This is a genomic window from Embleya sp. NPDC020630, assembly GCF_044334985.1.
GTDB lineage: Bacteria > Actinomycetota > Actinomycetes > Streptomycetales > Streptomycetaceae > Embleya.
The window spans coordinates 379,001-396,559 of the sequence record NZ_JBIRUB010000003.1 but is presented as its reverse complement, the minus strand read 5'-3'; the positions used below and the strand labels follow the sequence as shown (position 1 = coordinate 396,559).

14 protein-coding genes are annotated in these 17,559 nt (G+C 73.2%); 8 read left to right on the top strand and 6 right to left on the bottom strand.

Annotated elements, in window-relative coordinates; all coding sequences use genetic code 11:
* Window positions 1–8: 8 nt before the first annotated feature.
* The 5 genes from ACH4XV_RS13225 (at window position 9) to ACH4XV_RS13205 (ending at window position 5,010) form a co-directional block, all read left to right on the top strand.
* Window positions 9–800 (top strand): helix-turn-helix domain-containing protein, encoded by a 792-nt coding sequence (locus ACH4XV_RS13225; protein WP_395789221.1) that lies wholly within the window; start codon window positions 9–11, stop codon window positions 798–800.
* Window positions 801–881: 81 nt separating this feature from the next.
* Entirely contained in the window at window positions 882–2,381 is a 1,500-nt protein-coding gene (rimO, locus tag ACH4XV_RS13220) for a 30S ribosomal protein S12 methylthiotransferase RimO (RefSeq protein WP_380003122.1), read from the top strand.
* Entirely contained in the window at window positions 2,378–3,052 is a 675-nt protein-coding gene (pgsA, locus tag ACH4XV_RS13215) for a CDP-diacylglycerol--glycerol-3-phosphate 3-phosphatidyltransferase (RefSeq protein WP_126638402.1), read from the top strand. Before rimO ends, pgsA begins: the two co-directional genes overlap by 4 nt.
* 46 nt (window positions 3,053–3,098) lie before the next feature.
* A complete protein-coding gene (locus ACH4XV_RS13210; RefSeq protein WP_395789218.1) occupies window positions 3,099–4,376 on the top strand; it encodes a CinA family nicotinamide mononucleotide deamidase-related protein in 1,278 nt (425 codons plus the stop codon).
* Between the two features lie 244 nt (window positions 4,377–4,620).
* Entirely contained in the window at window positions 4,621–5,010 is a 390-nt protein-coding gene (locus tag ACH4XV_RS13205; protein WP_078977475.1) for a helix-turn-helix domain-containing protein, read from the top strand.
* Window positions 5,011–5,123: 113 nt separating this feature from the next.
* Here ACH4XV_RS13205 and ACH4XV_RS13200 read toward each other — a convergent pair whose 3' ends face one another.
* From ACH4XV_RS13200 to ACH4XV_RS13185, 4 genes are all read right to left on the bottom strand, one after another.
* Complete coding sequence (locus ACH4XV_RS13200) at window positions 5,124–5,921, bottom strand: SDR family NAD(P)-dependent oxidoreductase (RefSeq protein ID WP_395789216.1); 798 nt, start codon at window positions 5,919–5,921, stop codon at window positions 5,124–5,126.
* 93 nt (window positions 5,922–6,014) lie between these two features.
* The gene (locus ACH4XV_RS13195; protein ID WP_395789214.1) at window positions 6,015–6,485 is read right to left on the bottom strand and encodes a hypothetical protein; all 471 of its coding nucleotides are present in this window, start codon (window positions 6,483–6,485) and stop codon (window positions 6,015–6,017) included.
* Window positions 6,482–7,315 (bottom strand): DNA-formamidopyrimidine glycosylase family protein, encoded by an 834-nt coding sequence (locus ACH4XV_RS13190; protein WP_395789212.1) that lies wholly within the window; start codon window positions 7,313–7,315, stop codon window positions 6,482–6,484. Before ACH4XV_RS13190 ends, ACH4XV_RS13195 begins: the two co-directional genes overlap by 4 nt.
* 355 nt (window positions 7,316–7,670) lie before the next feature.
* Window positions 7,671–12,275, bottom strand: a complete 4,605-nt coding sequence (locus tag ACH4XV_RS13185) for an ATP-dependent helicase (protein WP_395789210.1) — start codon at window positions 12,273–12,275, stop codon at window positions 7,671–7,673.
* A 101-nt stretch (window positions 12,276–12,376) separates the two neighbouring features.
* Here ACH4XV_RS13185 and ACH4XV_RS13180 point away from each other — a divergent pair, with 101 nt between their 5' ends.
* Both ACH4XV_RS13180 and ACH4XV_RS13175 read left to right on the top strand, forming a co-directional pair.
* Window positions 12,377–12,574 carry a DUF3046 domain-containing protein gene (locus ACH4XV_RS13180; RefSeq protein WP_078977480.1) on the top strand — a complete coding sequence of 66 codons (198 nt, stop codon included), beginning with the start codon at window positions 12,377–12,379 and terminating at the stop codon, window positions 12,572–12,574.
* Window positions 12,575–12,720: 146 nt separating this feature from the next.
* The gene (locus ACH4XV_RS13175) at window positions 12,721–13,935 is read left to right on the top strand and encodes an AI-2E family transporter (protein ID WP_395789208.1); all 1,215 of its coding nucleotides are present in this window, start codon (window positions 12,721–12,723) and stop codon (window positions 13,933–13,935) included.
* On the opposite strand, the gene ACH4XV_RS13170 is transcribed toward ACH4XV_RS13175, so the two are convergent.
* Complete coding sequence (locus tag ACH4XV_RS13170) at window positions 13,908–14,711, bottom strand: site-2 protease family protein (RefSeq protein WP_395789206.1); 804 nt, start codon at window positions 14,709–14,711, stop codon at window positions 13,908–13,910. The two genes, ACH4XV_RS13175 and ACH4XV_RS13170, sit on opposite strands and share 28 nt — an antisense overlap.
* A 68-nt stretch (window positions 14,712–14,779) precedes the next feature.
* The gene (panB, locus tag ACH4XV_RS13165; protein ID WP_395789204.1) at window positions 14,780–15,661 is read right to left on the bottom strand and encodes a 3-methyl-2-oxobutanoate hydroxymethyltransferase; all 882 of its coding nucleotides are present in this window, start codon (window positions 15,659–15,661) and stop codon (window positions 14,780–14,782) included.
* A 290-nt stretch (window positions 15,662–15,951) separates the two neighbouring features.
* On the opposite strand from panB, the gene ACH4XV_RS13160 reads away from it, so the two are divergent.
* Window positions 15,952–17,559, top strand: a complete 1,608-nt coding sequence (locus ACH4XV_RS13160; RefSeq protein ID WP_395789202.1) for an MFS transporter — start codon at window positions 15,952–15,954, stop codon at window positions 17,557–17,559.

Below are 17,559 nucleotides of genomic sequence, written 5' to 3'. Positions count from 1 at the left end.
GGCTAACAGTGTCGATCGGTCAAAGCCTCGCCGAGGCGCGCGTACGGGCCGGTCTCACCGTGGATCGGCTCAGTGAGGTCACCCGGATCCGACAGGTCATCATCGAAGGCATCGAACACGACGACTTCGAGCCGTGCGGGGGCGACTTCTACGCCCGCGGCCACATTCGCACCCTGGCGCGCGCCACGGGCCTGGAGCCCGCGCCGTTGATCGCCGAGTACGACCACACCGTCGGCGGCACGAGCACCCCCCGACCCACCGAGATCTTCGACTCGCCGCGCAAGTCGATCGAATACCGCCGCCCCAACTGGACCCTGGCCATGGGCGTCGCCGTGGTCATCGTGCTGATCTTCGCCTTCGTACAACTCGCCGGCGGCCGGGCCGACGACGAGAAGGAGACCGCGTCCCGGGTCGCCCCGACCACCGCCGCCCCCGCGGCCCCGGCCCCGCCGCCCCCGCCGCCGTCCTCGGTCGCGCCGGTGAGCAAGGCTCCGGAGTTCCCGCCCGGCGTGGTGGTCACCATCACCGCCGTCGACGGGCGCAGCTGGGTCCGCGCGTTCGACTCCAGGGACAAGCAGATCCTGGAGACGATCCTGGACAAGGGCGAGGCCAAGACCTTCGAGGACCCCACGCAGCTGCAGGTCCAGGTCGGCAATTCGGGCGCCGCGCGACTGAACGTCAACGGCCGGGACCTGGGCCCGGCGGGTGAGGACGGCGAGGTGGTCAAACGCACGTTCGTACCCGGCGACCCGGTCCCGCAGATGCGGACGAGCGCGTCGGCGAGCCCGTCGCCCCGGTGACCGGGCATCGTGACCTCCCCGGAACCATCCGACGCTTCCCTGCGTCCGGTCCACGTCCGCGTCTGACGTAGGCTTTCCGGCATGTCCGCCCGCGATACCACCCGCCCCGCCGCCCCGGCCGAGAGCCCCGCCGCCCTGCGCACCGTCGCCCTGGTCACCCTCGGCTGCGCCCGCAACGAGGTGGACTCCGAGGAACTCGCCGGCCGGCTCGAGGCCGACGGGTGGGCCCTCGTCGAGGACGCCGCGGACGCCTCCGTCGTCATGGTCAACACCTGCGGCTTCGTCGAGTCCGCCAAGAAGGACTCGATCGACACCGTCCTGGAGGCCGCCGATCTCAAGGGCGACGGCCGTACACAGGCCGTGGTGGCGGTCGGCTGCCTGGCCGAGCGCTACGGCGACCAGCTCGCGGGCGCGCTGCCCGAGGCCGACGCCGTGCTCGGCTTCGACGACTACGGCGACATCTCCGGCCGGCTGCGCTCGATCCTGGCCGGCGAGAGCCACATCCCGCACGCGCCCCGCGACCGCCGCGCACTGCTGCCGATCACCCCCGTCGAGCGCCAGGCCGCCGACGTCGCGGTGCCCGGCCACGGCATCCCCGAGGACCTGCCCGAGGGCGTCGCGCCCGCGTCCGGGCCGCGCGCCCTGCGCCGCAGGCTCGGCTCGGGGCCGGTGGCCTCACTCAAGCTCGCCTCCGGCTGCGACCGCCGCTGCTCGTTCTGCGCCATCCCCTCCTTCCGCGGCTCGTTCCTGTCCCGCCGCCCCTCCGACGTGCTCGCCGAGGCCCGCTGGCTGGCCGAGCAGGGCGTCCGCGAGATCGTCCTGGTCAGCGAGAACTCCACGTCCTACGGCAAGGACCTGGGCGACCTGCGCCTGCTGGAGACGCTGCTGCCGGAACTGGTCGCCGTCGAGGGCATCGAGCGGGTGCGGGTCAACTACCTCCAGCCCGCCGAGATGCGCCCGACGCTGATCGACGTGATCACCGGCACGCCCGGCGTCGCGCCCTACTTCGACCTGTCCTTCCAGCACGCCTCGGAGCCGGTGCTGCGCCGGATGCGCCGATTCGGCTCGGTCGAGGCGTTCGTCACCCTCATGGAGCAGATCCGGGCCAAGGCCCCCGAGGCCGGCGCCCGATCGAACTTCATCGTCGGCTTCCCCGGCGAGACCGAGCAGGACGTGGACGACCTGGAGCGCTTCCTGATCGCAGCCCGGCTCGACGCGATCGGCGTGTTCGGCTACTCCGACGAGGACGGCACCGAGGCGGCGAACTATCCCGACAAGCTCGACGCCGACGTGATCGAGGCCCGCGTGCAGCGGATCTCCCGGCTCGCCGAGGAACTGGTCGCACAGCGCGCCGAGGACCGGATCGGCACCGAGATCGTCGTGCTGATCGAGGAACTCGGCGAGGACGGCAGCGCCGAGGGCCACGCGGCCCACCAGGCCCCCGAGACCGACGGCTCGACCACGGTGGTCGGCGAGGGCCTGCGCGTGGGCGACTTCGTCCGGGTCCGGGTCACCGACAGCGAGGGCGCCGACCTGTACGGCGAGGCGATCGATGTGATCGTGCGCGGGGGCGATCGGTGACGGCCGAACCGGCACCGCCGCGCCGGCGCCCGGCCGAGGCCGTTCGGGCCGCCGCCGCCAACCACCCGCCGAAGCCCGACCGCCTCGGCGACCCCACCACCTCCGTCAGCGCCTGGAACGCCGCCAACGCGCTCACGCTGATGCGGGTGGCCCTGGTGCCGGTCTTCGTCACCCTGCTGCTCCAGGACGGCGGCCACGACCCCGCCTGGCGCGCCTGGGCCTGGGCCGCGTTCACCGTGGCCAGCATCAGCGACCTGTTCGACGGCAAGCTCGCCCGGATGCACAACCTGGTCACCGACTTCGGCAAACTCGTCGACCCGATCGCCGACAAGGCGCTGATGGGCGCCGCGCTGATCAGCCTGTCCGCGCTCGGCGACCTGCCCTGGTGGGTCACCCTGGTGGTGCTCGCCCGGGAGATCGGCATCACCCTGCTGCGCTTTTGGGTCATCCGCCACGGCGTGATCCCGGCCAGCCGGGGCGGCAAGGCCAAGACCATGCTCCAGGGCAGCGCGATCGGGATGTACACACTGGTCATGACCGGCCCGCTGGCCAGCACCCGGGCCTGGATCATGGCGGCCGCGGTGATCGTTACCGTGGTGACGGGCCTGGACTACATCGTCAAGGCCGTACGACTGCGACGCGGCACCCCGGTGCCCGCCGGACAGGGCTGACCGTCGGGACGAATCCCGACCACGGGGGAAGCGGGGAAGCGGGACCATGCGCGAATTGAAGATCGAACTCGTCGCGGTGGGGGACGAGTTGCTGGTCGGCGACGTGGAGAACACGAACGCCGGCACGCTCGGCCGCCGACTCACCGCCGCCGGTCTGCGGGTGAGCGGGGTGTCCACGGTCGGCGACGGCCTCGACGCGATGACCGACGTCCTCACCCAGGCCGTCCGGCGCGCCGACGCGGTGATCGTCTCCGGCGGCCTCGGCCCCACCTCCGACGACCGCACCCGCGAGGCGATCGCCGCCGTCGCCGGTGTGCCGTTGCGCCGCGACCCGGCGATCGAGGACTGGCTGCGCCGGCGCTACCGAGGCATGAACCGCACCCTCACCGCACTCGGCCTCCAGCAGGCCGACGTCCCCGAGGGCGGGCGCAGCCTGCCCAACGCGAACGGCAGCGCGCCCGGCATCGCGGTGGTGATCGGCGACGTGGCGGTCTACGCGATCCCCGGCCCGCCGCACGAGATGATCGCGATGACCGAGCAGCAGGTCCTGCCCGACCTGCTGCGCCGCGCGGGCGAGCCGCCGACCCGCGCGCAGCGCCAACTGCTCACCGCTTCGATCGGCGAGGGGGTGATCGCCGCGATGCTCGAGCCGCTGGAGAAGGAACTCGCCCGGAACGGCGCGGTCGAGGTCGCCTACCTGGCCACCGCCGGACAGACCCGAGTCAAGCTCACCTCCGCCACCCCCGGCGGCGCCGCCGAGGTGGACGCCGCCGCCGCGCGGGCACGCGAACTGCTCGGCGGGTGTGTCTACGGCGAGGCCGGCGACACCCTCGCCGGCGTGGTGCTCGACCTGCTGCGCGAGCGCGACGCCACCGTCGCGGTGGCCGAATCGCTCACCGGTGGCCTGATCGCCGCCGAGTTGACCTCGGTGCCCGGCGCGTCCGCGAGCGTGCGCGGCTCGGTCACCGCGTACGCCACCGACCTCAAGGGCTCGGTGCTCGGCGTGGACGCCGATCTGCTCGCCGCGGAGGGCGCGGTTCACCCGGATGTGGCCGCGCGCATGGCCGAGGGTGTGCGCGACGTCATGTCGGGTACGTACGGGGTGGCCACGACGGGGGTCGCCGGTCCGGACCCCCAGGACGGAAAGCCCGTGGGCACCGTATACATCGCGGTGGCCGGCCCCGAGGGAACAATCGTGCTCTCCCTGCTGTTCTCGGGCAGTCGGGGCAGGATCCGCGAGATGACCACGGTCCGCGCGCTCGACCTGCTTCGGTGTGTGGTGGCCGGCCTGCCGACCGAGCAGGACCCGGCGTGTACGGGGTGACCGGGCGCGCCGATCGGCCGACGAGACCATGGCGGCCGGGCGTCCGGGGGAGACACAAAAGGCCGGCCGAGGACGTGCAGCGAATCGAGGTGGGAGTGAACCGGAACGCCTATGGACCCTGGGGACCCCCGCCGTCAAGGTTCCACGCCCTGAGTGAACAGGACGGCAAGGCGGGCACACCCGCACGGTCGGGCAGGTACGGTGGGGCTGTGACCCCCCGAGCCGCCCTAGGAGGGAGCGACCGATGATCCTGCTCCGTCGCCTGCTGGGTGACGTGCTGCGGCGCCAGCGCCAGCGTCAGGGTCGCACCCTGCGCGAGGTTTCGTCCTCAGCCCGGGTATCCCTTGGCTACCTGTCCGAGGTCGAGCGCGGCCAGAAGGAAGCCTCGTCCGAACTGCTCGCCGCGATCTGCGACGCGCTGGACGTGCGCATGTCCGTGCTCATGCGGGAGGTCAGCGACGAGCTGGCCCTCGCCGAGCTGGCCTCGGCCGAGGCGATGCGCCCGGTCCTGGAGCCGGTGGGTGCCGGCTTCACGCCGAACGAGCGCGCCACCGAGCGTCAAAACAACGACCGGACGTCGGGCGCCGCCCCGATCGCCGGCGACAACGCGGTGAGTGTGGTGGTGGCGGCCTGAGCCGCGGCCGCGCGCCGGGCACCGGGCCCGATCGACCCGAACACGACACCGAGGCCCCGTCCCCGAAAACGGGAGACGGGGCCTCGGCATGGGCGGGACCGATCGCGGGCGGCCTACCAGGGCATCGCGACGCCGCCGTTGGGGCGCAGGATCTGGCCGGTGACGAACTTGGCGGCGTCCGAGGCGAGGTAGGCCACCGCGTAGGAGATGTCGGTGGGCTCGCCGACGGTGCGCAGCGGGGCCATCCGCGCCATCGGCGCGGCGACGGCGGCCTTGCGCTCCTCGTCCTCGTTGCCGTCCGCGTCGGTCCAGTGCCGGCCCGTCATCCCGGTGACGATCCAGCCCGGCGCGACCGCGTTGACCCGCACGCCGCTCGGGCCGACCTCGGTGGCCAGCGTCTTGGTCAACTGCACCACCGCGGCCTTGGCCGCGCCGTAGCACAGCAGCCCGGACGTGGCGGTGTCCACCGCGCCGGAGGCCATGTTGACGATGCTGCCGAAGCCCTGCGCCGACATCACCCGCGCGGCGGCGCGGCAGCCGAAGAAGACACCCTTGAAGTTGATCGCCAGGACCCGGTCGAGGTCGGCTTCCTCGGTCTCGATCACCGTGCTCAGGTGCATCACCCCGGCGATGTTGGCGAGTACGTCGAGCCGGCCGTGCGCGGCGACCGTGTCGTCGATCAGCGCGTCCACCTGTGCGGCCCGCGAGGTGTCCACGGCGGCGGCGGTCGCGGCGCCGCCGGCGGCCACGATCGCCTTGGCGGTCTCCTGCGCCCCGGCCTCGTGGATGTCCGCGCAGACCACGGTCGCGCCCAGTTCGGCCAGCACCTCGGCGCTGGAGCGGCCGATGCCCGACGCCGCGCCGGTGACGACGGCGACCCGGCCGGTCAGATCGAGGGCTTCACGGAACACGGGTGACCTCCCGGCGCTGGTCGAGTATGGCGCGCCGACCGTACGAGCCATCTGACGAACAGTCAATAAAGGTGTGGGCCGGGGAGATCGGCGTCACCGCAGGCCCTCCTGGCGGCGGCACCAGCGGTGCGTCTCGCCGCCGGCGGGGAACACGCCGGCCGCCGCGAGGGCGTCGCAGGGGTCGGCGGGCATATGCGCCGGCCGTCCGGTCCGGCCGTCGCCGGTGTGCGCCGACCGGGGCGGGTGGGCCGGGCCGGTCTGCGTCCGGGGGCGCGGGCGGGCGGCCGGCGGTGCGGCGTCCTCGGTGGGATCGTCCGCCGGCGGTGTCGGCTGTTCGGTCGTGGCCGGCTCGGCCGAGCCGCCCGCCAGGGCGGTGATCGCCGGCGCGGGCTCGCCGGCGATCGGGTCGATGGGGGAGGGGCCGGTCGGCCCGTGCGGCGCGGCGGCCGCGGGCGGGGTCTGCGGGCGCGGTACGGGGGTCGGCGCGGATACCGAGGTGCAGCCGGCCGAAACCAGGAACAGCACGGGCAGCACCAGGACGGACAGGATCCGGGGAGGGGTCATGCCCGGTACGACGAACCACCGGGTCGTCGGTCACCGGGTGTACCTCCATCGGGTGACGGCTGGCAGCGTGGACACCAGAAGGTCACCCTCGGCGGATCGCCCAGATCGGCCCGCCGGATTCCGCTGCCGCAGCGCGCGCACGGGCGACCGGCGCGCCCGTAGACCCAGTGGCGCCGGCCCGGCCGGGTATCGCCGGTGGTGACGTGCCCGACCCGGTCCCGATTGGCCGCGAGCAGGCGCTGGGCCAGTACCGCCCAGGCGAGCGGGTCACCCGCCTCGGCGACCGGGGTCCACGGTGCGACGCCGCGCAGGAAGCACAGCTCGGCCCGGTACACGTTGCCGATCCCGGCCAGATTGCGCTGATCGAGCAGCGCCTCGCCGATCGGCCGGCGCGGGCGGGCGGCCAGCCGCCGGGCCGCCTCGGGCGCGTCCCAGTCCGGGCCGAGCAGGTCCGGGCCCAGATGCCCGACCACGGTCGACTCGTCGGCGCCGCGCAGCAGCTCCACCACCGGCATCCGCATCCCGACCACGGTGTGCGCGGTATTGGCCAGCACCAGTCGGATCGCGTGCCAGGGGCGGGGCAGCGGGCGCGCGCCGGTGTCCTGGACGTGCCAGGTGCCGTCCATGCGCAGGTGGGTGTGCAGCGTGACGCCGCCCTCGATGCGGGTCAGCAGGTGTTTGCCGCGCGGGACCACTTCGAGCACCGAGCGGCCGGTCAGATCCACCGTCGCCACCGCGGGCACGCGAAAGTCGGTCACGGTCAGCTCGCGGTCCACGAGCGCCGCGCGCAGTCGCCGCGCCGCCTGGTACACGGTGTCGCCTTCGGGCATACCGCCATTGTCCCGGCCGCGCCGCCGGCCGTGCGCCCCGGCCCGGGGCCGGCCCCCGAGTCCCCCCGGACCCGTCGGTGCGGCCGCCCCCGGGGGTCGGTGACGCCACGGGACACGCGCTGCCGCGCGCTGCTTCGCGCTGCACGGACCGACGTCGCGAACGCGCGGCCAGGAACACGTCCGCGACGCCGGATCCGAGTGCACCCGACCGTGACGCGTGCAGGGTCGCCACGGGCGGGATGGTGCCGGCCGGTCCACCGGGATCGCTCCCGGGTCGCCGTCCGTGACCACGATCCTGCGGGACGTACATGACCGGGGTGTTTCGCGGACCGGGCGCTCGTGTAACGAAACGATGTCACCCTCGGAGGCGGAGCCCCTTCGGGGTGGCATGGAACCCGGCCGCCTCCAGCGCCTTGCCCAGCGAGGAGGTCAGCACCTCGGCGCCGTCGGCCTTCTCCACGGTCAGCTTGCCCAGCGCGCCCGCGCGCACCGCGTCGGCCAGCGCCTCGGCCGCCGGACCCACCCGATCCGGGTCGTCGGTCCACGACAGCAGGGTGCGACCGCCGCGTTCGACGTACAGGATCGGCTCGCCGTCGAGCAGGATCACCAGCGCGCCGGCCTTGCGCCCGGGCCGGTGGCCGCCGCCGGCCTCGCCCGGTCGGTCCGGCCAGGGCAGCGCGGCGCCGTACGGGTTGGCCGGGTCGGCGGCGGCCAACACCACCGCGTCGGGCCGCTCGTGCGGCTCGCGGCGCTCGCTCGCGTTGTGCACCGCGCGCAGCCGGTCCACCGCGCCGTCGGCGGCGAACTGGGCCGCGCCCAGGCCCTCCACGAAGTAGCCGCGGCGGACCCGGCCGCCCTCCTCGAACACGCTCAGCACCTTGTACGCCGCCGCGAAGCCGCCGGGGCTGCCCTCGGCGACCACCGCGCCGCGGGTGACCACGCCGTGCCGGTCGAGCAGCGTCTCGGCCAGCGCGTGGGCGCGCCGGGTCGGGTCCGGCTCGGGCACGGGGGCCAGCGACCAGCGCCCGGCCACGGTCGGCGGCCCGGTGCGCGCGCTCGCCACGGGGCGGCCCCGGCTCAGGCCCGCGTACCGCCCGCGCGGGGTCGCCCGCCGGGCCCGGTGCGCGGTCGAGCCGGAGGTGCGCCCCGACCCGAGCAGCGCCCGCAGCGGGGTGAGCGTGTCCCCGGTGACCCGCCCGGCCCACACCAGGTCCCACAGCGCCTCGGCGATCGCCGCCTCCGACGCCGGCGTCTTTGAGGCCAGCCGCTCCGTCAACTGCCGGAAGAACAGCGCGTACCCGCCGTCGAGCGCGGTCAGGATCGCCCGGTGCAGATCGCCCGTGTCCAGCGGCACCGGGGGTGGCAGCAGGTAGGGGGCCGCGTCGGCGAGGTAGAGCGAGAGCCACCCGTCCTTGCCGGGCAGCGCGCCGTGCCCGGCCCACAGCACCTCGCCCGCCGCGCACAACTCGTCCAGCATCGCGGGTGTGTAGCCGACCACGCGCGAGGGCAGCACCAGCTTCTCCAGCGCCGACGCGGGCACGCTCGCGCCCTGCAACTGCTCGATCACCCGGACCAGTCCGTCCAGGCCGCGCACCCCGCTCGCCCCCACGCCCTGCCACGCGGTGAGGAAGCGGGCGAGGGCGACCGGCGGCACCGGTTCCACCTCGTGCCGCAGTGCGGCCAGCGAACGACGGCGGAGCATCCGCAACACCTCGGCGCCGCACCACTCCAGGCCGGACCCGCCCGGGCGGAACTCGCCGGAGACCACCTGCCCGTTCGCGGCCAGCCGCTCCAGCGTGCCGGTGGTCACCGCGACGCCCAGGCCGAACCGGGCCGCGACATCGCCCGCGCGAAACGGGCCGTGTGTCCGCGCGTGCCGGGCCAGCAGGTCGCCCAGCGGGTCCTTGACCGGCTCGGTGAACGCCTCCGGGACCCCGACCGGCAGCGGCGTGCCCAGCGCGTCGCGCAACCGGCCCGCGTCCTCGATGCCGGCCCAGCGCTCCTCGCCCGCGATCCGCACCCGGATCACCCGCCGGGCCCGCTCCAGACCGGCCAACCACTCCTGCTCGAAGCCCGGCTCGGCCCGCGCCGCCACCTCGGCGGTGGTCAGCGGCCCGAGCAAACGCAGCAGATCCGCCACCCCCTCCGCGTCCCGCACCCGGCGATCCTCGGCCAGCCGCTGCAACTCGCCCTCGGTGCGCGCCAACACCTCCGGGTCCAGCAACTCGCGCAGCTCGGCCTGCCCCAGCAACTCGGCAAGGAGTCGCGAGTCCAGCGCCAGCGCCGCCGCCCGCCGCTCGGCCAGCGGCGAGTCGCCCTCGTACATGAACTGCGCGACGTAGCCGAACAGCAGCGAGCGGGCGAACGGCGACGGCTCGGTCGTGGTCACCTCGACGATGCGCACCGCGCGCGTGGCGATGTCGCGCATCAGCCCGGTCAGGCCCGGTACGTCGAACACGTCCTGCAGGCACTCGCGCATCGTCTCCAGGACGATCGGGAACGAGCCGTATTCGCTCGCCACCGCGAGCAGTTGGGCCGAACGCTGGCGCTGCTGCCACAGCGGAGTGCGCCGACCCGGCATCCGGCGCGGCAGCAGCAGGGCCCGGGCCGCGCACTCGCGAAAGCGCGACGCGAACAGCGCCGAGCCGCCCACCTCGGCGGTCACCAGCGGCTCGACCTCGGCCTCCTCGAACACCGCGAAGTCCGGCGGCAGCGCACCGGCCGCGAGGTCCTCGGGGGCGTCGCCGAACGGGTCGCCGGTGTCGGGCAGCCGCAGCACGATCCCGTCGTCGCCGTGCATCGTCTGTACGTCCAGGCCGGTGCGCTCGCGCAGCCGAGCCGCGATGGCCAGCGCCCAGGGCGCGTGCACCTGCGCGCCGAACGGCGAGTGCACCACCACCCGCCAGTCGCCCAACTCGTCGCGGAAACGCTCGACCACGATGGTCCGGTCGTCGGGGACGTGGCCGCACGCCTCGCGCTGCTCGCCCAGGTAGCCGAGGAGGTTGTCCACCGCCCACGGGTCCAGGCCCGCGGCGGCCACCCGCTCACGCGCCCGATCCGCCGGCAGCGCGCCCACCTCGCGGACGAACGCGCCCAGCGCGCGGCCCAGTTCCACCGGCCGGCCGAGCGCGTCGCCGTGCCAGAACGGCAGCTTGCCGGGGACCCCGGGGGCGGGTGAGACCAGCACCTTGTCGTGGGTGATGTCCTCGATCCGCCAGGAGGAGGTGCCGAGTGTGAACACGTCGCCCACGCGCGACTCGTAGACCATCTCCTCGTCCAACTCGCCCACGCGCGACTTCGCCTCGCCCGCGACCAGGAACACCCCGAACAGGCCGCGGTCGGGGATGGTGCCGCCGGAGGTGACCGCGAGCCGCTGCGCGCCCGGACGGGCGGACAACACGCCGGCCACCCGGTCCCACACGATGCGCGGGCGCAACTCGGCGAACGCGTCGGAGGGGTAGCGGCCGGCGAGCATGTCCAGGGTCGCCTCGAAGGCCGACGCGGGCAGCGCGGTGAACGGCGCCGCCCGGCGGATCAGCGCGAGCAGCGCGTCCACGTCGCGGTCCTCGACCGAGACCATCGAGACGATCTGCTGGGCGAGCACGTCCAGCGGATTGCGCGGCCCGCGCACCGACTCGATCGCGCCCTCGCGCATCCGCTCGGTGACCACCGCGGTCTGTACCAGGTCGCCGCGGAACTTCGGGAAGACCACACCCCGGGAGACCGCGCCCACCTGGTGGCCGGCCCGGCCCACCCGCTGCAGGCCGGAGGCCACCGAGGGCGGCGACTCGACCTGGACGACCAGGTCCACCGCGCCCATGTCGATGCCCAGCTCCAGGCTGGAGGTGGCCACCACCGCGGGCAGCCGGCCCGCCTTCAGGTCCTCCTCCACCTGGGCCCGCTGCTCCTTGGACACCGAGCCGTGGTGGGCCCGGGCGAGCAGCGGCGGCGCCCCCTTGCTGCTGCCGGCCTGGGCCATCAGCTCGGCGGGCGAGGCGTCCTGGGGCAACTCCTCGCCGGTCGCCCGCTCGTAGGCGATCTCGTTCAACCGGCCGCACAGCCGCTCGGCCAGGCGGCGCGAGTTGGCGAACACGATGGTCGAGCGGTGCGCCTGGATCAGGTCGACGATGCGCTCCTCGACGTGCGGCCACACCGAGGTCTTGCGCTCGTTGCCGGCCTCGTCGAAGTCGCCGGTGCCGCCGCCCAGCTCGCCCATGTCCTCGACCGGGACCACCACGGACAGCTCGAACGTCTTGGCCGACGGGGGCTGGACCACGTGCACCTCGCCCGTGGCGCGCATCCACCGGGCCACCTCGTCGACCGGGCGCACGGTCGCCGACAGGCCGATCCGGCGGGCGGGCCGCTCCAGGAGTTCGTCCAGCCGCTCCAGGCTCAGCGCCAGGTGCGCGCCGCGCTTGGTGCCGGCGACCGCGTGCACCTCGTCCACGATCACCGTGTCCACCCCGCGCAGCGCCTCGCGGGCCTGCGAGGTCAGCAGCAGGAACAGCGACTCGGGCGTGGTGATCAGGATGTCCGGCGGCCTGGTCGCGAACCGGCGCCGATCGGCCGCGGGGGTGTCGCCGGAGCGCACCCCCACGGTCACCTCGGGCTCGGGCAGGCCCAGCCGCACCGACGCCTGCCGGATGCCGGTGAGCGGGCTGCGCAGGTTGCGCTCGACGTCGACCGCGAGCGCCTTGAGCGGCGAGATGTACAACACCCGGCAACGTCGCCGGGGATCCTCCGGCACCGGCTCGGCGGCGAGCCGGTCGAGCGCGGACAGGAAGGCGGCGAGCGTCTTGCCGGAACCGGTCGGGGCGACGACCAGCGCGTCCTTGCCCTCGGCGATCGCCCGCCAGGCGCCCTCCTGGGCCCGGGTCGGCGCGTGGAAGGCGCCGGTGAACCACGCCCGGGTGGCGGGGGAGAAGCCGGCCAGGACGGAAGCGGAATCGTCGTGTGGCATAACTCCCCATGGTGCCCGGTGGCTCCGACATTCGCGTCGGTCGACAGGCGGGCGGCGGTGTGGGCGGCGGGCCGGCCGGCCCGCACCGGGATACTGGTCGTATGGGACTCACCGACTTCTGGCGACGCATGCGCGCGCACTTCGGCGACTCGTACTTCGAGTCCTTCGCCCGCGACCACGTGATGTCCGAACTGGGCGGGCGTACCGTGCACGAGGCGCTGGCCGCGGGCATCGACGCCAAGGACGTCTGGCGGGGCGTGTGCGTGTCGATGGACCTGCCGACCACCAAACGCGCCTGAGCCCGGCGTCCGGACCGGGACCCGGCTGGGTCCCGCCGGTCCGTGCGGGCGAATCTGCACAAAACCACCCAACGTGACGCTCTAGTCTCTTTCTGTCATACGACGCATGGCATCGCACATGTCGCGCGACCGGACAGGGAGCCCACGTGACCACACCCGACAGCCGGACCACCCGGGTCGCGGCGCGCGACCACATGCCGTCCTGGTTGCCGCGGGCGGTGTTCCTGGTCCTCGTGATGATCGCCGGCTTCCGGCTGCTCGGCTGGACCCTGAGCCAGTTGCGCACGCTGCTGACCGACCTGCTGGTGGCCTTCTTCCTCGCGCTCGCGTTCGAGCCCGCCGTGGACCGGCTCGCCCGCCGCGGAATGCGGCGCGGCGTGGCCACGGGGATCGCGTTCGTGACGGTCTTCCTGGCCTGCGCGGGATTTGTGGCGGTGGTCGGCTCGCTCCTGGTGGACCAGGTGGTCGCCTTCGCGAACCACCTGCCGCGCTACCTGGAGGACCTGGTCGCGTGGGCGAACCGCACCTTCGGCACCGATCTGACCGTGGAGAAGATCCAGGGGAAGATCTTCAAGGACACCGGCACCGTGCAGGGCTACGCCGAGGAGGTGGCGAACCACGCGCTCGGCTGGTCCGCCCGAATCGTCGGCGCGCTGTTCCAGCTCTTCACCATCGCGCTGTTCACCTTCTACTTCACCGCCGAGGGTCCGCGGATGCGGCGCGCGGTGTGCTCGCTGCTGCCGCCCGGCCGTCAGGCCGAGGTGTTGCGCGGGTGGGAGATCGCGATCGACAAGACCGGCGGATACCTCTACTCGCGCGCCGCGCTCGCGCTGATCTCGGCGTTCGCGCACTACGTCGCGTTCCTGGTCCTCGACCTGCCGTACGCGATCCCGCTGGCGTTGTGGGTCGGGCTGATCTCGCAGTTCGTGCCGACCGTGGGCACCTACATCGCGATCGTGCTGCCCGCGCTGATCGCGCTGACGGTGAGTCCGGTGGCCGCCGTGTGGGTGGTGCTGTTCGCGACCGCCTACCAGCAGTTCGAGAACTACCTGCTGCTCCCGAGGATCACCGCGCGCACGGTGGAGATCCACCCGGCGGTGGCGTTCGGCTCGGTGATCGCGGGCGCCGCGCTGCTCGGCGCGGTGGGCGCGCTGATCGCGATCCCGGTGACGGCCACCGCGCAGGCGTTCGTCGGGAGCTACCTGCACCGCTACGAGGTGCCCGAACACCACCTGACGCCCGACGAGACCCGGCCGCCGAGGCGGCCGGGTCGGCTGAGCCGGCTGTGGCGGCGGAGCGGGGACTCGGCGGGATCGGCGGAGGACGCGGACGCTCAGGACCAGAAGCGGAACAGCCGGTAGCCGTCGCCGGCCAGGTACGGCGACACGTCCAGCGCGTCGGTGATGTGGTCGACCACGTCGTAGAAGTAGTGGTTGACCGACGGCGACCACAACAGCGCGAACAGGAACAGGATCGCGTAGGGCGCGTACGGTGCGATGGCCCGGCGGAACTCGAAGGGCAACCACGGCTCCAGCACGCCGTATCCGTCCAGACCCGGCACCGGCAGCAGGTTCAGCACCGCCGCGATCACCTGGAGCTGGATCAGGAACGAGAACGCCGCCACGAAGGTCGCGCTCGCCCCGTCCACCACGCCGGACGACAGCAGCAGCGCGAGGACGCCGGCCAGCACGGCGTTGGTCAGCGGTCCGACCGCCGACACCAGACTGTTGCGGGCCCGGCCGCGGATCGCGCCGCGGTCCAGATAGACCGCGCCGCCGCTGAGCGGGATCCCGCCGAGCAGCACGAAGACGGTCGGCAGGATGAAGGACAGCAGCGGGTCGCTGTACTTGAGCGGGTCCAGGGTCAGATAGCCCTTGCCCACCACGCTGTGGTCGCCCGAGCGCAGCGCGGCGAAGGCGTGCGCGAACTCGTGCAGGCACAACGAGACCAGCCAACCCGACATGACCAGCAGGAACACGCTGGTGCGGGTGGCGGGCTCGGAGGTGCCGTCGTCGTGCCACGCGTACCAGCCCGAGGCGACGCAGACCGCGACGATGGCGAGGAAGACCGGGCTCGGCCGCACATGGCGCAGCGAGCCGGCCGCGGGGCGGCCGTAATCTCCGTAGGGGTGCGTCACGAACTGCTCCAGACAGGCGGAAGGGCCGTACGACCGGGAGTTCGCATCGTACGGCCCTGCCGGGACACTCAGTGGAACGCGTGTTCCGGTGCCGGGTAGGCACCCCCGACCACGTCGCCCGCGAACGCCTTGGCGGCGTCGCCGAGCGCGCTGCGCAGGTCGACGTACTGCTTGACGAACCTGGGGGTGTGGCCGGTGGTCATGCCGGCCATGTCGGTCCACACCAGCACCTGTGCGTCGGTGCCCGCGCCCGCGCCGATGCCGACGGTGGGGATGTCGAGGAGGTCGGTGACCCGGGCGGCCAGCTCCTCCGGCACACACTCCAGGACCACCGCGAACGCGCCCGCGGCCTGCATCGCCTTGGCGTCGGCGATCAACTGCTCGGCACTCTCCGCGTCCCGCCCCTGTACCCGGTAGCCGCCGAAGGCGTGCACCGACTGCGGGGTGAGCCCGAGGTGGGCCATCACCGGGACACCCGCGGCGACCAGGGCCTCGACCTGGGGCACCGAGCGCCGCCCGCCCTCCAGCTTGACCGCGCCGGCGCCGGCCTCCTTGAGGAAGCGCACGCCGTTGCGCAGCGCCTGCTCGGGGGATTCCTGGTACGAGCCGAACGGCAGGTCGGCCACGATCAGCGCGCGCTTGGTGCCGCGCACGACCGAGCCGGTGAGCATCACGAGCTGGTCCATCGTGACCGGCACGGTGTTCTCGTAGCCGAGGTGGTTGTTGCCGGCCGAGTCGCCGACCAGAAGTACGGGGATGCCCGCGTCATCGAAGACCGAGGCGACCATCGCGTCGTACGCGGTGAGCATCGGCCACCGCTCGCCGGCCCGCTTGGCCCGGGCCAGGTCGCGCACGGTGACCCGGCGCCCGGTTCCGTCGCCGCCGTACAGGGTCAGTCCCGGACCCTCGGCCGAAGCGGATATCGGCTGCGCGGACTTGTTGCTGGACATGGTGTTCTCCCGACTCGAGGCGCTCGGACGGCGTCCCCGGACAAGGCCATGGTGACATGCCTCCGAACAGCACAACAGAGGCGTCGGGCGGGGGATTCCGGGTGGCCGGAGGCGGGTCGGGAGCCGGTCGGAGGGCGGTCGTGGGCAGGTCGCGGACCGATGGTGGACCGATGGCGGGCCGCGACGTTTGCCGAGGCTTTGCAATACGAGACCGTCTCGTTTCGTAAAGGCTCGCTAGCCTGAAGGGGAATCGAGCAGTGTCCACGTGTCGTACGAATCGAGCCTCACCCGTGACCGCAGCGAACGTTCCCCCGATACGCACCGTCGACGAGCACATACACCGCCGGCGCTGGGCCATCCTCGGCGTCCTGGTGATCAGCCTGCTGGTCGTCGTCCTCGACAACTCCATCCTCAACGTCGCGATCAAGACCATCGCCGACCCGGACAAGGGTCTGGGTGCCACCCAGAGCGAACTCCAGTGGGCGATCAACTCCTACACGCTGGTCTTCGCCGGCCTGCTGTTCACCGCCGGCATCCTGGGTGACCGCTTCGGTCGCAAGCGCACGCTGTTGTTCGGCATGGTGATCTTCGGTCTCGCCTCGCTGCTGTCCGCCTACTCGCAGAGCCCGGGTCAACTGATCGCGGCGCGCGCGGTGATGGGATTCGGCGGCGCGTTCGTGATGCCGGCCACGCTCTCCATCATCAGCAACGTCTTCGAGCCGCAGGAGCGGCCCAAGGCGATCGGCATCTGGTCCGGCGCGGTGGGTCTCGCGATCGCGATCGGCCCGATCACCGGCGGCGCGCTGCTGGACCACTTCTGGTGGGGCTCGGTGTTCCTGATCAACGTCCCGATCGTGATCGTCGGCATCGTCGCGATGCTGGTGCTCGTGCCGGACTCGCGTGATCCCCGCCCGGGCCGGCTCGACCCGATCGGGGTGGTGCTGTCCATCGCGGGCCTGGTCTCGCTGGTCTACGGCATCATCCGCGGCGGCGACGCGGGCTGGGGCAGCATCGAGGTGATCGGCACGATCGTGCTCGGCCTGGCCGTACTGGCCTTCTTCGTCTGGTTCGAAAAGCGCAGCGACCACCCCGCGCTCGACGTGCGGTTCTTCCGCGACCCGGCGTTCTCCGCCGCGGCCGCCGCGATCGGCCTGATCTTCTTCGCGCTCCTGGGCGTGACCTTCTTCATGGCCTTCTACCTGCAGAGCGTGCGCGGCTACACCCCGCTGGAGACCGGTCTGCTGCTGCTCCCGCTGGCGGTCGCGCAGCTGTTGTTCTCGGCGCGCAGCTCGGTGATGGTCAAGCGGTTCGGGGTGCGCGCGGTGACCACCGGCGGCATGCTGCTGGTCGGCCTGAGCTTCCTGTCCTTCCTCTGGATGGACCGCACCTCGCCGATCTGGATCCTGTGCGTGGTCTTCTTCTTCCAGGGCGCGGGCATGGCGCACGTGATGCCGCCGGCCACCAACTCGATCATGTCCTCGCTGCCGCGCGAGAAGGCCGGCGCCGGATCCGCGGTCAGCAACACCGTGCGCCAGGTGGGCGGCGCCCTCGGCGTGGCGATCCTGGGTTCGGTGTTGTCCTCGGTCTACCGGGACCGGATCTCCGGCGACCTCGACAAGCTGCCGCCGAACGTGCCGCGCGGCCCGGCCGGCGACTCGGTCGAGGCCACCCTCGCGGTCGCCGGCCGGCTCGGCGACCGGGGCGCGGCGCTGGTCGACCCGGCCAAGGACGGCTTCATCGACGCGATGCACGCGGCCTCGATCGGCTCGGCGGTGGTCGGCCTGATCGGCGCGGTCGTGGTGTTCCTGTGGATGCCGCGCCGCGATGCCGGGCAGACTGCCCCGGGAGCGGGCCGACCCGGGGAGCCCGTCGAGGAACAGCGCTCCGCGAAGGTCTGA

Bases quoted from the DNA above. Each gene is read 5' to 3' on its own strand.
- ACH4XV_RS13190 (WP_395789212.1), bottom strand. From the start codon at position 7,315: ATGCCCGAAGGCGACACCGTGTACCAGGCGGCGCGGCGACTGCGCGCG.
- panB (WP_395789204.1), bottom strand. From the start codon at position 15,661: ATGTCCAGCAACAAGTCCGCGCAGCCGATATCCGCTTCGGCCGAGGGT.
- ACH4XV_RS13210 (WP_395789218.1), top strand. From the start codon at position 3,099: ATGCGCGAATTGAAGATCGAACTCGTCGCGGTGGGGGACGAGTTGCTG.
- ACH4XV_RS13185 (WP_395789210.1), bottom strand. From the start codon at position 12,275: ATGCCACACGACGATTCCGCTTCCGTCCTGGCCGGCTTCTCCCCCGCC.
- ACH4XV_RS13180 (WP_078977480.1), top strand. From the start codon at position 12,377: ATGGGACTCACCGACTTCTGGCGACGCATGCGCGCGCACTTCGGCGAC.
- ACH4XV_RS13195 (WP_395789214.1), bottom strand. From the start codon at position 6,485: ATGACCCCTCCCCGGATCCTGTCCGTCCTGGTGCTGCCCGTGCTGTTC.
- rimO (WP_380003122.1), top strand. From the start codon at position 882: ATGTCCGCCCGCGATACCACCCGCCCCGCCGCCCCGGCCGAGAGCCCC.
- ACH4XV_RS13205 (WP_078977475.1), top strand. From the start codon at position 4,621: ATGATCCTGCTCCGTCGCCTGCTGGGTGACGTGCTGCGGCGCCAGCGC.